Source organism: Stenotrophomonas sp. 21LCFQ19, assembly GCF_056861425.1.
In genome coordinates, this window is record NZ_JBSPUF010000001.1 from 400854 (window position 1) to 415208 (window position 14355).

Here is a 14355-nt window from a genome sequence, read left to right on the forward strand (position 1 = left end):
CTTCCGCTCCGCGACCGACGTAATACCGGATGGCTGGCCAGGACGGGCCCAGTACGGACACGATCACCAGTGTCACGCTCATGGCCAATAGATTCCAATCAATCCTGGATGCACAGCAACAGCATTTCCTTGCCGACGCGACCAAGCCGCGGGGCTGGCGCATCGACCAGCTTGAGCGCATGGAGCGCATGCTGCGCGACAACCAGGATGCGTTCTGCGCCGCGCTCTACGAAGACTTTCGCAAGCCCTCGTTCGAGCAGCTGTTCGAGATCACCGTTCCGCTTGGCAACATCAACTACTACCGGGAAAACCTCACGGAGCTGATGGCGCCACGCAGGGTCGCGATCCCGGCGGGGTTGGAAGCCACCGGAAACAGCGGCCTGATCCTGAAGGAGCCCTACGGGCCAACCCTGGTGATCGGCCCATTCAATGCCCCCATCCTGCTGCTGCTCGATCCGGCCATTGCCGCCTTGGCCGCCGGCAACCCCGTCGTGTTGAAGCCCGCCAACACCACGCCAGCCACCGCCGCGCTGTTCCAGCGACTGATACCGGAATACTTTGAAGCAGAAAACGTCGCCATCGTCACCGGCGGGCGCGAGGAAATCGCGGCCCTGCTCGAACTTCCCTTCGACTTCATCTTCTTCACTGGTAGCTCGACCGTCGGCAAGGTCGTGATGCGCGCGGCGGCCGAGAACCTGACGCCGGTGATCCTGGAACTGGGCGGACAGAACCCGACCATCGTCGACGAGACCGCCAATCTCGACATTGCCGCCGACCGGATCGCCTGGGGACACAACGCGATATCCGGCCAATGGTGCATCGCGCCGGGGTATGTCCATGTGCACGAAAGCGTGGCCGATGCGTTCATCGAGAAGCTGAAGGCAGCCACCGTCAGGATGTACGGCGACGATCCGCGACAAAGCCCCGATTTCGCCCGCATGATCAGCGAACACGAAGCGCAACGGGTGGCGTCCTACATCCTGCCCGACAAGGTGGTACACGGCGGGCGGTTCGACATTCCGGAGCGCTATGTGGAGCCGACAATCCTGTACCCGTCGAGCTGGGACGACCCGGCACTGCAGCAGGAAGTCTTCGGCCCGGTCCTGCCGGTCCTGCCCTACACCGACCTGAAACAGGTCATCGCCACCATCAAGCGCAAACCCAAGCCACTGGCCGCCTATATCTTCAGCAAGAACCAGGCGCATATCGACCATGTACTTGGCAGCCTCGCGTTCGGGGGCGGCTGTGTGAACCAGACCAACCTGCACTGCTGGATCGACAGCCTGCCTTTCGGCGGAGTCGGCTACAGCGGCATGGGCAAGTATTACGGCAAGGCCGGGTTCGATGCATTGAGCAACACCAAGGCCATGCTGATCGGGAATCCCGACCTCGAACTGGATGTGTTTCCACCGTACGGCGGCAAGGACGTCGCAGGAAGCCTGAGCGTATTCTCCTCAGAGCAGACGCACCGCCACGCGGGGCCAAGCCCGGCCACGCCCGAACCCGGTTACAGGGAGAAGTGAGCATGCATGTCGTTCTGGTAATCGTTGGTGGGCTGGTTCTTCTTGGCCTGTTCCTCCTGTTTGGCTGGCTGTGGGCCGCCACCACCGCCGGCATGGCATTGGCAGCCAAGGCGTTCATTCCGGTCTGGCTGATGGTTGCAGCAATCAACATGTGGGTGGGCGTTGCCCATGCCGGGTACAGCTTCCGCGAAGAGTTGCCGATCCTGGTGCTGGTCTTCGCCGTACCCGCGATCATCGCCTGCGTCGTGGCATGGCGGCTTTCACTGTCATGAAGCCTGCGACGACCGACGTGCCTGACGCACAATTCCCCAGCCATCCGCTGCTGCGTCGTCGCGACGGGCACCACGCGCGCGTGACCTACGAAGAGCTGTTCTTCGACCTGGTCTATGTGTTCGCGGTGACGCAGCTCAGCCATGAGCTGCTGCACAACCTCACCGTTGCCGGCGTGGTCGAAACGCTGATCCTGTGGTTCGCTGTGTGGCTGGGCTGGCAGTACACCTGCTGGGTCACCAACTGGTTCGACCCGGAGACGCCGCGCATCCGCGGCTTGATGTTCGTGACCATGCTGCTTGGGCTGGTGATGGCCGCGAGCATTCCCATGGCGTTCGCTGACAGAGGCCTGGTATTCGCCGCCGCCTATGTGGCAATGCAGGTGGGTCGAACCGCCTTCATTGCACTGCAGTTGCCGGCCGGCCATCCGCTGGCGCCCAATTACCGGCGCATGCTGGGCTGGCTGCTGATCTCGGCAGTGTTCTGGTTGTCCGGGGCGATGGTGCAGCATGAGGCACGCGCACTGCTATGGCTGCTCGCCGTGCTGTGCGAATACGTATCGCCGATGTTCGGCTTTGCTTTGCCTGGCATGGGCCGCTCGCACACGCGGGATTGGACCATCGAAGGCGGCCATCTGGCCGAGCGCTGCCAGCTGTTCGTGATCGTGGCGCTTGGCGAAACCCTGCTTGCCAGCGGCGCCACGCTTGCCGGCGCCAACGAATGGGATGTCCCGGTCGTGCTCGCATTGCTGGCCACGTTCCTCGGTACCTTGGCCATGTGGTGGCTGTACTTCGGCACATCGAGCAAGGATGCGACCAACGCGATTTCGCACTCGGAAGACCCCGGCCGCATCGGCGCGTACTTCCACTACGTCCACGCCCTTCTCATCGCAGGTGTCATCGCCTCGGCGGTCGGCAACGATCTGGTGCTGGCACATCCGCATGCCCATCCGGCCACCGCACAGATCGCAATCCTGCTGGCCGGGCCCGCGATCTATCTGCTCGGCAGTGCCGCCTACAAGCGAATTGTCTATGGCGCCATACCGATGTCTCACCTGGTTGGCGCACTGCTGTTGCTGGCGCTGGTGCCGGTTGGCCTGGTTGCAGACATGCTGCTGATGGGCTGGCTGACCACGGCGGTCGTACTGATCGTCAGTTTCTGGGAAGCACGCGTACTTCTTGGACGCCGCAACGGCGATGCGGCGTGAAAGATCCGGCCAGTAGCCGATATGGAACACCTGAACCAAACCGTTCAGTGATCATAGGCTCGACTGGAAGCAATTGTCGGGCCCTGCTCGAGCCCTTGGACAGAGCATCGCCAACAGCTTGAAAGCTTCAAAGCAGGCACCAAGCCAACATGTACGCCGGCCCGGCCAGTTCATATCGTGCTGTTCCGTCGATGCAGCTGAGCTGTGCAATGGCCCGTCTGGCCAACGCGGGAACTTCCGATCGATTTGACCTCAGCAGTGCCTCAATCTCGTCCCATCTCCTGCTACGACCGCCATGCCCTGGATGTGAGTCCACACCAACCTCAGCAGCCTCGTAGAGCGCATTCCATTCCACAAAAATGCGCCACTGCTCAACCTCGAGCGCTACCAGCTTCTCGTCTATTGGCCACACCAGAAACGTCTCGAGGTACCTGCCCTCTGCCTCGTCGAAAATGGACTTGAAACGATGGGGAATGCCGTCGACGTCCGCTATGCCTGCACGCGGCCCGTCGTACCACTCATTCTCCACATGGACTCGTTCCGGTGGCCCGTACTTCAGCACGGCTGGTGCCTCCATCTGTGTGACCCTACCCGATGCCCGGTTTCAGGCAAGCTATGCACCTTGTGCGATGCACACTGTAGGGCGGCTTGCGTCTTTGCAAAAGGCGCGATCCCGGTAAGGTCGGGCATGCAAACAACGGCAGCCGTTCGTAGTGTCCGGGCTAACCCGGGTTCCACGCAGCATCAGCCGCAAATGAAACACCAGTGATCACCGCACGACAAAAGACGCAGTCAGCGGTATTTCAACGCCACGAAGCCGATCTTTCACCGTCACTGAAACGGACCACTCGCCACGCTGGTCCGTGGGTTCGGCCACGTACTTCAACGCTGCGGTCGACAGGTAGACGTTCCTGGGGTCACCCTGCAGCTTCACTGCGAAGCACGGCAGGTCGCGTTCCCTGGCCGAATAAGACCCATCCGGGCGAAGAATGACGAAATCGCATGCAACGTCGGTCATTCCGGACGCGGAGTCGACTTTCGGATTTGACAGGAACGTGAGGATGAAGAGCTCGCCATCGGCGCCAACCTCATCCGCTTCGGAAAAGCGCGGAATGGTCTCGGGTGGTGTATCCCACTTCTGCCGCCAATCCTGGTCCGGGGTAATCACCAAGGTGGCGCTGAAGCCCTCACGGGACTTTGCCGAGTCCGTCTCGGGAACCGGCTTTCCCTTCATGTCCACCCATCCACTCTGCGCGACAGATGGCAGGGGCAAGAGAAGCAGGCCGACGAGCCACAGGCTGCGGATTTTCATGATCGGTCAACTCCTGGGCTGGCCCGGTCGCCGCAGCGAATGCAGCGGCCTTGGCCATGCGGGTCATGTGGATATGTCCGTGCTGCCCAACGCGGAAGTCTCAATGTGCCCCAGCCATCTCAGGGTACCGAGCGCATCGCCGAGGAAAGCACATGCCAACCTGAGGCATCGTGGCGCAACACGGCCTCGTACTGCGATGAGCACGCCTTGCCACACCAGTATCCAAAGGCTACGTCGTAGTCGCCATCGGGGCGCTTTGCAGGCGTATCCAAGCTCAACCGCATCGCAGTACCTACGCGTGTGTCGTCCGATGGAGGCTGCCAGGCTGAGCCTGGCAAGAGCAGGAAGCCGGTATGTTCGAGCGCCAGGATCGATTCCGGCGACAGATCGATCATGCCCTTCCCTGCATGGTCGCGGATGGACACATACAGCGGCATGCGGCTGCTTGCCAGATGTGCGTCGACATCCGCCTGCTGGCGCAGGACCGCCTTCATTACCCCTTGCAGATCAGTGAGCGCCAGCGGTGCCACCTCGGCACTGCCTTGCGTGCTTGCCTGCGTCGCATTCAACGGCGGCTCCGCTGCCTGTGCGCCGCCATTCCACGTTGCAGATGACAAAAGAACCGCCAACGATCCCGCAATGATCGACTTCCGTATCATGTTCGTCCCAGCCTGGTACAGGCGAGGATTATTCTGCGCATGGGAGAAGCTTGTCCACCCTTATCCCGCCCGCAGTGCTGGCTACGCTGGATGCGTTTCCAGGCCCCGCGCCCGGGGAAACGGCGTGCAACAGAAGCAGGCCAGTGCAATCGGTGCCACTGTGACCGGTAGCTGATACCGCTGTCCGCCTGGCAATGATTCAAGACGTTCCCTGCTGATCGCCCTCCCTGCCCACCGGCAGCCTCGGCATGCACGCGCGGCGAGAACGTCAACAAGCCACCGCGTTGGGGGATGGGAGGTCAAAGGCACTGCTGAGCCTGGAGAAGGCATCAAGCTGACTGATGCATGCCAGCCGCACTTCGCTTTGATCGGCAACCGGTGCGATGCCGGTCTGGTGCTGCTTCAACGGACCGTTCTTCTTCGCCACAAGGCAAACACGCCGACCAGCAACGGCAGGATCGACAGCAGGAAGAAGAAGAGGTCCCAGCCTCCTTCAACCACCAGCATGCCGATCAGGCCAACCATGCTCAGGATCGCCAGCACCGTGGTCACGATGATCGTGCGCTTGCCGGTCATGGCGCCACCTCCTTCAAATCGCCGCGTGCCTTTACCTTCCGCTTGCGCCTACGGTCCCACCACAGCCATGCACCGTTGAGGGTGATGAACAAGGTCAACCAGGTGCAGGCGGTCCACAGTATCTTCAGCGGCATGCCACCGTAGTCACCGAAATGCAGTGGCTCGGACAAGGTGATGGCCTTGAGGTACCAGGGAAGCTCGGCGGTCCCCGCTACCTCGCCATTGGCAGCATCCACCAGCACTACCCTTACCAAGCGCTCGTCCAGGCCGCTGCCGGCCACCAATACGGTGTAATGGCGCGGCGTGGAAAAGTCCGTGGCCGGCCACAGTATCGAACTGACCTGCCAGCCTGTTGGTGCTGCGGTCAACGCCGATGCAAGCGCCTGGTCGGCATCGATGGGCGGATGGCGTGGATCGACGGGCGCGCCCGTGTGCATGCTCTGCACACGTGCAAGCTGCTGTTGCGACCACAGCCCGGTCGCCAGGGTACCGAAGCCAAGCAGGAAGCCGGTCAGGCTGACGGCGAATGCCCAGCCCAGCACGATCGCACCGATGGTGTTGTGCAGGTCCAGTTGACGCAGCCTCGGCCCCTTGCCCCGCCGCAGCAGGCCGAACGCCACCTTCTTGGCATGCGGCCAATACACCACCAACCCGGACAGCAACGACACCAGCACCAGCAACGCGAAGAAGGCGCCGAGCAGTTCGCCGAACGGCCCGAGGAACCACTGTGCATGCAGCTCCAGCAGGAAGCCGGTCAAGGTTGTTCCATCCCCTGCGCTGGCATCCATGCGTTCAGCGGTTGCCAGATCGGTGAACTGCAGCTTCGCCCGCTCGAAACCGCTGTCACCGTGCGGGACCGTGTTGAGCAGCAGCAAACCCGGGTGGTGATCCGCATCCAGGCCTAGGTAGATGACCTTCTCGTCCGGGCTGGCAGCCAGCACCGCATCCACCGATTCGGCCAAGGGCCGCTGCGAAGCGGACAATCCCGGCGCGGCAGGCATCACCCCCATCGCCGCGTCGATCTCCTCGTGGAAGATCAGCACCGTGCCGGTCAGGCACAGCACGAGGAAGGGAAGCGTTGCCAGCAGGCTGCACCAACGGTGCAGCCACAGGTTCAGACGGTAGGTGCGGGAAGTGCCAGTCACGTATGTAGGGCTCGTTGCTGCAGGAGGTCGCTGCACACGCCGCCATCCGGCACCTCTGCCGGATGGCGGCGCACGGTCAGAACGTATAGCGGACGTTGATGGTGGCGTTGCGCGGCGCCTGCCAGAACAACTGCATGCCGTCATCGGTCGGTGCGAAGTAGGACTTGTTCAATGCATTGCCGATGTTGAGCTGTGCCGACCATTGCGGGGTGAACTGATAGCGCGCCATCAAATCCACCACGGCATAGGAAGACTGTTCCAATGCCGGAATGCCCAGCGCCTGCGCTGCCGGTTGCCAGGCGAACGTGCGGCTCTGCCAGCGCACGCCGCCGCCCACGGTCAGCCCCTGCAATGCGCCCTGCAACTGGTAGCTGGTGAACAGGTTGAACTGCTTCCGCGGGATCACCGTGTTCACGTCGCTGCCATTGGCCTGTTCGGCCTTGAAGCGGCTGTAGCCGGCGCTGAGCTGCCAGCCCTCGAGGATCTCGCCCACCACTTCGGCTTCAAAGCCCTTGCTGACCGTGCCATCGATGCCGGTGTAGCTGGAACGCATCGGACCGCCCGGGTTGGACGGATCTTCCGGCACCTGCCCGGCATACGTGGCGACGTTTTCCTGCTGCATGCGGTATAGCGCCAGCGTGGCGCTGAGGCGACCGTCCAGGAAAGCACTCTTCAAACCGACTTCGTAGGTATTGCCTTCGATCGGCGACAGCAGGCGGTTGCCGGCATCACGGTAGTTCTGCGGCTGGAAGACGCTGGTGTAGCTCGCATACGCGGAAATCTGGCGATTGATGTCGTACACCAGGCCGGCGTAGGGCACCACTTCGTTGTCCAGCGAATAGCTGTTGGCCGGCGTCTTCAGGTCGACCACTTCGTAGTCGACCATGCGTGCGCCGAGGATCAGCTTCAGCGGATCGGCCAGCGAGAAGCGGCCCACCGCGTACACCGCGTTCTGGGTGACCTCGCGCTTGTTGTAGTTCTGGCGGGCGATGAAGCTCGGCAACGGCGCGCTGCCGTTGTAGTCGTAGACATTCGGCGTGGTGGCGATGGTGACCGTACCCGGGGCACCGTCGGCCACTACCCGCTCCTTCCAGTGGTCGTAGCCCACCAGCACTTCGTGATGACGACCGAACAGGTCGAAGCTGCCATCAACGCGTGCACTGGCGGCATCCTTGTCGCTATCCACCCAATAGACACCGGCATAGCCTGGCACCGGGAACTTGTAGACGAAGCCCGGCATCAGCTCCATCGCCATCACCGATTTGCCGTTGCTCGGGTCGATCGGGTACGGATAGAACAGCGCCAGCCGGGACTCGGACTCACGCTGGCCACGGCTGACCCGCACGCTGGCCTTCCAGTCGGCGTTGAAGCGGTGCTCGGCGTCGATGAACCAGTTGCGGTAGCTGCTGTCCCAGTACGACCAGTCCGGCGAGGTGTTGAGGCCGCGGTGCAGGCCACGGATGCGCTCGACCTTGTCGTCGGCACCCAGCGCCCAGGCCGGGGCGCCGCCCCAGCTCGGGCTGTCGGTATGGTTGTCCTGCTGGCTGATGCCCGCCGCGATCAGGGTGTTTTCGCCGATATCCTGTTCGAGCGTGGCGTACACCACGTGGTTGCGGTTGCGCAGGCGATCGATGTGGCTGTCGCCTTCGTCGTAGTCGGCGGCCACGCGCATGCGGGTGGAGCCGCTGGGCGACAGTGCGCCGCCAAGGTCGACGGTCACGCCACGCTTGTCCCAGCGGCCGTACTCGACGGCGGCACTGCCGGTGAATTCGCGGCTGTCGGCCTTCTTGCGGATCAGATTGATGACCGCCGAGGGGCTGCCAGTACCGACCATCAGGCCGTCCGAGCCTCGCAGCACTTCGGCGCGGTCGTAGATGGCGGTATTGCTGAGGATTTCGCCGGCGCTCCACTGCTCGTCGATGGTGGTGGGTACGCCATCGATCAGGTAGCTCTCGATCTTGGAACCACGCGAGAACATGCTGCCGCGGTTGCTTTCGTAGCGGCTGATCGACAGGCCGGTGGTGTGCTCGACGATGTCGGCCAGGTTCTCGATCCTGCGGTCTTCCATCATCGCCGAAGTGATCACGCTGACCGACTGCGGGGTTTCGCGCAGGTCCAGGTTCAAGCCAGTGGCGGTGCTGTTGCGGGCCAGGTAGGTGCCGTTGACCTGCAGCGCTGCCAGCGTCGATGTCTGCGGCGAAGCGGTGGCTGCCGGTGCGGCGGTGCTGCCAGCAGACGCGGCTGCACGCCGCTGCAGGGTGACGCGGTCGCCGTCGATACGCCAGTCCAGTTCACTGCCTTCCAGCAGCACATCCAAGGCCTGCGGCACGCTGTAGCTGCCATTCAAGCCAGGGCTGCGCTTACCGGCAGTCAGCTCGCCGGCAGCGGACAGGAAGATGCCCGCCTCGCCCGCGAAGCGGTTCAGCGTGCTGGTCAGTGGCCCGGCCGGGATGGTGTACGACCTGGCCTGCTGCAGCTTGGTCGACGCCTGCTGCGCGCTTGCCTGCTGTGGAGCGAGGGTGGCGACGGCAAGGCCAAGGCAGACCGCCAGCGTCAGCTGTCGGCGGATCGGCGCCAGGGAGTGATGGAGGCGATGCATGGATTTCTCTCGAACGTGGGGACAGGAAATAGCGATGCTTTCCCTGTTGATCGGACGAGGGCGGAAAAAAGGGAACCACGTTCTGCAAAAAAACCGCATCGGCCCCGACTCGCCCCGGCATGAGCACGCCGCCGCAGCCGGTATCAGTGCCGCGGTTCCAGCGTCGTCCACCACGGCAAGCTGCGGCTTACCCGTACCGGCAGGCTGCGTTCGAGCATGGCCAGGGCCGCATCCGGGTCACGCAGCGGGAACACGCCGGCTACTGGCAGCGCGGCGATCTCCGGCGCGACGCCAAGATGGCCGGGGCGGTAACGCGACAGCTCGGCAACCAGTTCGGCAAGCGGCATCTGGTCGGCCATCAGGATGCCGCGTATCCACGCATCGGTGCCCGGGTCGGCCAGCTGCGTCGGGCCGAACCCGGCTGCATCGACGCGCAGCTGTTGCCCGGCCTCGACCACGCTGACCAAACCCGCCGCCCTCACTTCCACCGCGCCTTCAAACACGGTCAACTGCAGCGCCTGCTGTTGCAAGCGCACGTTGAAGCGCGTGCCCAGCGCACGCAGTCGGGCCGCGGCGGTTTCGACCACGAAGCCACGCCGTGCGTCGGCAGCGGTCTGCACATGGATCTCGCCTTCGTGCAGCCGCAAGCGACGCAGCTCTGGGCTGTAGTCCACGTCCAGCGCACTGCCGGGGGCAAGCCAGACATGGCTGCCATCGGCCAGGCCGGTGTCACGGATTTCCCCGGTAGCGGTACGGTAGTCGGCGGTGCGCGCCGACCATTCGTGGCGGATGCGCGGATACTGCCAGCCGATGACGCCGAACGTGGCCAGCGATGCCAACCCAGACAACACCCGACGGCGGCTGCTGCTCACCCGACGCGCCGCCTTCAAACCAGCATCGGCTGCACCGCGCTGATGCTCGCCGCGCAGGGGCGCGAACTGGCGGCTGACGGCTTCCACCTGCGCCCAGGCGCGGGCGTGGCGGGGTTCCTGCAACCATTGCCGCCACCGCGCCTGCTGGTCGGCGTCGTCTTCGGCATCAAGCAGCGTGGCGTACCACAAGGCAGCCTGTTCCAGCGCGGCATGATCGGCAGCAGCAGAAGGCAATGGCATGCCTCAGCAACCGTTGCCGGCTTCAAGCAGCACGCAATGCAGCATCGCCCGGGCCATGTACTTCTTCACCATGCGCTCGGACACCTGCAGGCGTTCGGCTATCTCGCGGTAACGCAGGCCATGAAGTTGCGACAGCAGGAAGGCCGAAGCGACCTTTTCCGGCAACTTTTCCAGCATCGCGCTGACCCTGCACAGGGTTTCAATGACGATGACGCGCTCCTCGGCGGATGGTTCCACTGCCTCGGGATTCGCCGCCAACGCGTCCAGCCACGCCTGCTCGACCTCGCGTCGCCGCCACAGGTCGATGCACATGCCGTTGGCCATGGTGCGCAGGTATTGGCGGGCCTGCGGCGCGCTGGCCAGCGGCACCGGCCGCGTCAGCAGGCGCACGAAAGCATCCTGCGCGAGATCGGCGGCATCGGCGCTGTTGCCCAGCCGACGCCGAAGCCAGCCGCTCAGCCAGCCGTGGTGATCGGCATACAGGGTTTCAATCTGTCGATGTGCGGTGAACTCGATTGCAGCCACGGACCCCTGCCCGGCACACGGAACGCCTCTGTGACGAGGTCGCCCCACAAATGAGAATAGTTCGCATTATGGTCAAGCAGCCTCGCCGGCGCAAATCACCGGGCCGGATCAGCCGGGAACATTGGCCGGCTCACCGAACCAGCTTCATCCAGCCTCACGTCGGCATTGCGGGCCAACGCCTGTGCAGGTCCCCCCGCCCTGCCCGTGTTGCCACTGCCGGCATTCCGCTAGCGCTGCGTCAATCCGCGCAGCATCAGTTCCAGTGCAGCCGCGCATTTGCGCTGGCGGACATCGGCATCGGTCCCTTCCGCTATCCAGAACGCAGCCTCGGCCAGACTGCCGTAGATCAGCGATGCCAAGGCCTGCGCGTCCACCTCGGCAATCACGCCCTGGCGAACCAGATCCTCGATCAGCCGCTGCATCGAGTCCACGCAATGCCGTTGCGAATCCAGCGATGCCCCGCCAAGCACAGCGCGCGCATCGCGCAGGACGATGCGCTGGATCTCCGGTTCAAGCGCCATGTCCAGATAAGCCCGGCAGCGTTGCTGGAAGCCCAGCCAGGGATCGCTTGCGGCGGTGCTGATGGCCTGCAGCCGCGCATCGGTTTCTGCATCGATCTGCTCGACCACCGCTGCCAGCAGGCCCTTCTTGTCCCCGAAGTGGTGATACAGCGCGCCTCGGGTGAGCCCAGCCTGTGCAGTCAGCTCATCCATCGATGCATCTGCATAGCCGCTTTCGGCGAAAACGCGGCGGGCAGTGGCCAATAGCAAGGCGCGGGTTGCCTCCATTTCAACGCGTGTGCGGCGGACCACGGCAATCTCCTTCCATACGCTTCGTATGTTTATTTACATTCATGGCGTATGTATGTAGCCTTTTACATACACCTCGTATGTATTGTTGCGACCTGCCGACGCGTTGGCAAGCCGCCGCGCTCCGGAGACCCCAATGGCCAACGCTTATCGCGCCCTCTTCGCTGCACCCGGTACTTCCGGCTTCGCTCTGGCCGGCCTCTTGGCCCGGCTGCCACTGCCCATGACCGGCATCGGCATCATCACCTTGCTGGCGCAGTTGCGTGGCAGTTACGCATTGGCCGGCGCGGTTTCGGCCACCTTTGTGCTGGTCTATGCGCTGGCCTCACCGCAGATCTCGCGTTGGGTGGACCGCCACGGCCAGGCAACGGTCTTGCCGTTGGCTTCGGCCGCCAGCGTTGTCGGCGTGCTGCTGCTCCTCCTTGCCAGCTACTGGCAGGCGCCGGATTGGCTGCTGTTTCCCTGCGCCGCGCTGGCCGGGTGCATGCCCAGCATGTCGGCGATGGTCCGGGCCCGTTGGACGGCGCTCTACCGTGGGCAGCCGCAACTGCAGACAGCCTATTCGCTGGAAACGGTGTTCGATGAAATGAGTTTCATCGCCGGGCCACCGCTGTCGGTTGGCCTTTGCGTCGGCCTGTTCCCGCAGGCCGGCGTGCTGCTGGCCGCGCTGCTGCTGGCCGTGGGCACGGCTGCACTTGCAATGCAGCGGGCGACACAACCGCAGCTGGTCGCGCATGCCGCAGGCCAGCCCAATCGGTCGGTGATGGGGATAGCGGAGGTTCGACTGCTGGCGCTGCTGATGGTCGCAATGGGCATGATCGTTGGAACCATCGACATCACCAGCGTGGCCTTCGCCGAACTGCTCGGCCAACCCTTGGCAGCCAGCATCGTGCTGTCTACCTATGCCCTGGGCTCCTGCGCGGCGGGACTGGCTTTTGGTGCGCTGAAATTCGATGCACCGTTACATCGCCTGCTGCTATGGGGTGGCGCAGCAACGGCACTGACCACCCTGCCCTTGCTGCTGGTGGCCAGCCTGCCAGCGCTTGCGGCAATCGTGCTGCTGGCCGGCATGTTTTTCGCGCCAACGATGATCGTGGTGATGTCGCTGGTCGAGCGCGCCGTGCCGGACCAGCAACTCACCGAGGGCATGACCTGGTTGTTGGCCGGATTGAATATCGGCGTAGCGCTCGGCGCCGCAGCAACCGGGCAACTCGTGGATCTGGCCGGTGCCCAAGCAGGCTTCTCCATCAGCGTAGGTGCTGGTGCGGCGGTACTGCTGCTGTCGATCTGGGTTAGCCGACGCCTGAGGCCATGCCAGCAGCAGTCCACCTGCGTTTGTTGATGCCGCCAACACCTCACCTTCCGGAACAGACCATGCAAACCCAATCCCCCACGGCAACCGCCGCGGCCCATCCTTGGTTGGCCGTTGTGGCCGTCGCCCTGGCAACCTTTTCGGTGGTGACCACCGAGATGCTGCCGGTCGGCCTGCTTACACCCATCGCCAATGACCTTGGTACGTCCACCGGCAATGCCGGATTGCTGATCTCCGTGCCGGCCCTGCTGGCAGCACTGTTCGCGCCGTTGGTGGTGATTGCCGCAGGCGGCATCAACCGCCGCTACATCCTCTGCGCGCTGCTGGCCCTGCTTGCCGCGGCCAACGCCGCCTCGGCGTTGGCACCGACCATGCCGTGGATGCTGGCTGCGCGATTGCTGGTAGGCCTGTGCATGGGCGGGATCTGGGCAATCGCCGGTGGCCTGGCGATGCGATTGGTCTGCGCACAACGTGCTGGATTGGCCACCTCGATCATCTTCGGCGGCGTCGCCGCCGCCTCCGTGCTCGGGGTTCCGTTGAGCGCGTGGGTTGGGGAGGTGTTCGGTTGGCGCAAGGCATTCGTCGGTATGGCGCTGCTGAGCACGGCGGTGCTGTTGCTTCAACTTGCGGTGATTCCTTCGCTCCCCGTCTCTGCTTCGGTGCAGTTGCGCCACTTCGCCCAGCAGCTGCGCAATCGACGCGTGCAGCGTGGGTTGGTACTGACGCTGTTGCTGGTCGCCGGCCACTTCGCGGCTTTTACCTTTGTCCGGCCACTGCTTGAATTGGTATCTGGCGTGAGCGCCACATGGATCGGTGCGCTGCTGCTTGCCTATGGCATCGCCGGCATCGGCGGCAATTTCCTGGTGGGTGTCCTCGCTCCTCGCAACGTGTCCGCCACGGTAATGGCCATTGCCGCAGGCCTGCTGGCCACGGCTGTCCTGTTCCTCTGCATCGGCAACACCCCGATCATGGGTGGTGCACTGATGTTGCTCTGGGGCCTGGCCTACGGCGGGGTATCGGTTGGGCTGATGACCTGGATGATGCAGGCTGCGCCACGCGCCGTTGAGGTAAACAGCGCGCTGTATGTGGGGGTCTTCAATACCGGCATCGCACTTGGCGCCTGGGGAGGCGGGCGAGTACTGGACCAGCTTGGCCTCCGCGGAACGCTCTGGGCGACCTCGCTGCTCGCAGCCGTTGCGCTGCTGCTGTGCGCCATCAGCATTGATCGCCACGAACATCCAGAAGCCGATGACGGCGATTGAATGGGCAACCGCGCAGGCTGCTGCTTGTGGCCTGAGACGCAAGA

Annotated in this window: 14 protein-coding genes; 5 read left to right on the forward strand and 9 right to left on the reverse strand. The window is 63.8% G+C overall.

The window, feature by feature from the left end; genetic code table 11:
• Positions 1 to 29 precede the first annotated feature (29 nt).
• Genes AC13FW_RS01760 through AC13FW_RS01770 form a run of 3 tightly spaced genes read left to right on the forward strand, consistent with a single transcriptional unit; the run spans position 30 to position 3000 of the window.
• Positions 30 to 1523: an aldehyde dehydrogenase family protein gene (locus tag AC13FW_RS01760; protein ID WP_482987976.1), complete on the forward strand. Its 1494-nt coding sequence runs from the start codon at positions 30 to 32 to the stop codon at positions 1521 to 1523.
• 2 nt (positions 1524 to 1525) lie between these two features.
• The gene (locus tag AC13FW_RS01765; RefSeq protein WP_482987977.1) at positions 1526 to 1795 is read left to right on the forward strand and encodes a hypothetical protein; all 270 of its coding nucleotides are present in this window, start codon (positions 1526 to 1528) and stop codon (positions 1793 to 1795) included.
• Positions 1792 to 3000 carry a low temperature requirement protein A gene (locus AC13FW_RS01770; RefSeq protein WP_482987978.1) on the forward strand — a complete coding sequence of 403 codons (1209 nt, stop codon included), beginning with the start codon at positions 1792 to 1794 and terminating at the stop codon, positions 2998 to 3000. The genes AC13FW_RS01765 and AC13FW_RS01770 overlap by 4 nt, the downstream gene beginning before the upstream one ends.
• Positions 3001 to 3127: 127 nt before the next feature.
• Here the strand turns inward: AC13FW_RS01770 and AC13FW_RS01775 are convergent, their stop codons facing one another.
• The 9 genes from AC13FW_RS01775 to AC13FW_RS01815 all read right to left on the reverse strand — a co-directional run bounded on the left by AC13FW_RS01775 (position 3128) and on the right by AC13FW_RS01815 (position 11740).
• Positions 3128 to 3562, reverse strand: coding sequence for a hypothetical protein (locus tag AC13FW_RS01775; RefSeq protein WP_482987979.1), 435 nt, complete (start codon positions 3560 to 3562; stop codon positions 3128 to 3130).
• Positions 3563 to 3769: 207 nt separating this feature from the next.
• Positions 3770 to 4312, reverse strand: a complete 543-nt coding sequence (locus AC13FW_RS01780; protein WP_482987980.1) for a hypothetical protein — start codon at positions 4310 to 4312, stop codon at positions 3770 to 3772.
• Positions 4313 to 4431: 119 nt separating this feature from the next.
• Positions 4432 to 4881: a hypothetical protein gene (locus tag AC13FW_RS01785; protein WP_482987981.1), complete on the reverse strand. Its 450-nt coding sequence runs from the start codon at positions 4879 to 4881 to the stop codon at positions 4432 to 4434.
• 492 nt (positions 4882 to 5373) lie between these two features.
• Entirely contained in the window at positions 5374 to 5547 is a 174-nt protein-coding gene (locus AC13FW_RS01790) for a hypothetical protein (RefSeq protein ID WP_296248381.1), read from the reverse strand.
• Entirely contained in the window at positions 5544 to 6692 is a 1149-nt protein-coding gene (locus tag AC13FW_RS01795) for a PepSY-associated TM helix domain-containing protein (RefSeq protein ID WP_296248383.1), read from the reverse strand. The genes AC13FW_RS01790 and AC13FW_RS01795 overlap by 4 nt, the downstream gene beginning before the upstream one ends.
• Before the next feature lie 76 nt (positions 6693 to 6768).
• A complete protein-coding gene (locus tag AC13FW_RS01800) occupies positions 6769 to 9291 on the reverse strand; it encodes a TonB-dependent siderophore receptor (protein ID WP_482987982.1) in 2523 nt (840 codons plus the stop codon).
• 143 nt (positions 9292 to 9434) lie between these two features.
• Positions 9435 to 10403 carry a FecR domain-containing protein gene (locus AC13FW_RS01805; protein ID WP_482987983.1) on the reverse strand — a complete coding sequence of 323 codons (969 nt, stop codon included), beginning with the start codon at positions 10401 to 10403 and terminating at the stop codon, positions 9435 to 9437.
• Positions 10404 to 10406: 3 nt separating this feature from the next.
• On the reverse strand, positions 10407 to 10928 hold the full coding sequence (locus tag AC13FW_RS01810; protein ID WP_296248389.1) for a sigma-70 family RNA polymerase sigma factor: 522 nt from the start codon (positions 10926 to 10928) through the stop codon (positions 10407 to 10409).
• Between the two features lie 227 nt (positions 10929 to 11155).
• Positions 11156 to 11740: a TetR/AcrR family transcriptional regulator gene (locus tag AC13FW_RS01815; RefSeq protein ID WP_482987984.1), complete on the reverse strand. Its 585-nt coding sequence runs from the start codon at positions 11738 to 11740 to the stop codon at positions 11156 to 11158.
• Positions 11741 to 11873: 133 nt separating this feature from the next.
• Between AC13FW_RS01815 and AC13FW_RS01820 the strand changes: the two genes are divergently transcribed.
• Positions 11874 to 13079 carry an MFS transporter gene (locus AC13FW_RS01820; protein WP_482987985.1) on the forward strand — a complete coding sequence of 402 codons (1206 nt, stop codon included), beginning with the start codon at positions 11874 to 11876 and terminating at the stop codon, positions 13077 to 13079.
• Positions 13080 to 13111: 32 nt separating this feature from the next.
• On the forward strand, positions 13112 to 14311 hold the full coding sequence (locus tag AC13FW_RS01825) for an MFS transporter (protein ID WP_482987986.1): 1200 nt from the start codon (positions 13112 to 13114) through the stop codon (positions 14309 to 14311).
• The last annotated feature ends 44 nt before the right edge of the window (positions 14312 to 14355 follow it).

What these genes read in the sequence shown, in the direction of transcription:
- AC13FW_RS01770 (WP_482987978.1), top strand. Translation starts at nt 1,792, where the DNA reads ATGAAGCCTGCGACGACCGACGTGCCTGACGCACAATTCCCCAGCCAT.
- AC13FW_RS01765 (WP_482987977.1), top strand. Translation starts at nt 1,526, where the DNA reads ATGCATGTCGTTCTGGTAATCGTTGGTGGGCTGGTTCTTCTTGGCCTG.
- AC13FW_RS01790 (WP_296248381.1), bottom strand. Translation starts at nt 5,547, where the DNA reads ATGACCGGCAAGCGCACGATCATCGTGACCACGGTGCTGGCGATCCTG.
- AC13FW_RS01780 (WP_482987980.1), bottom strand. Translation starts at nt 4,312, where the DNA reads ATGAAAATCCGCAGCCTGTGGCTCGTCGGCCTGCTTCTCTTGCCCCTG.
- AC13FW_RS01760 (WP_482987976.1), top strand. Translation starts at nt 30, where the DNA reads ATGGCTGGCCAGGACGGGCCCAGTACGGACACGATCACCAGTGTCACG.
- AC13FW_RS01800 (WP_482987982.1), bottom strand. Translation starts at nt 9,291, where the DNA reads ATGCATCGCCTCCATCACTCCCTGGCGCCGATCCGCCGACAGCTGACG.
- AC13FW_RS01820 (WP_482987985.1), top strand. Translation starts at nt 11,874, where the DNA reads ATGGCCAACGCTTATCGCGCCCTCTTCGCTGCACCCGGTACTTCCGGC.
- AC13FW_RS01805 (WP_482987983.1), bottom strand. Translation starts at nt 10,403, where the DNA reads ATGCCATTGCCTTCTGCTGCTGCCGATCATGCCGCGCTGGAACAGGCT.
- AC13FW_RS01825 (WP_482987986.1), top strand. Translation starts at nt 13,112, where the DNA reads ATGCAAACCCAATCCCCCACGGCAACCGCCGCGGCCCATCCTTGGTTG.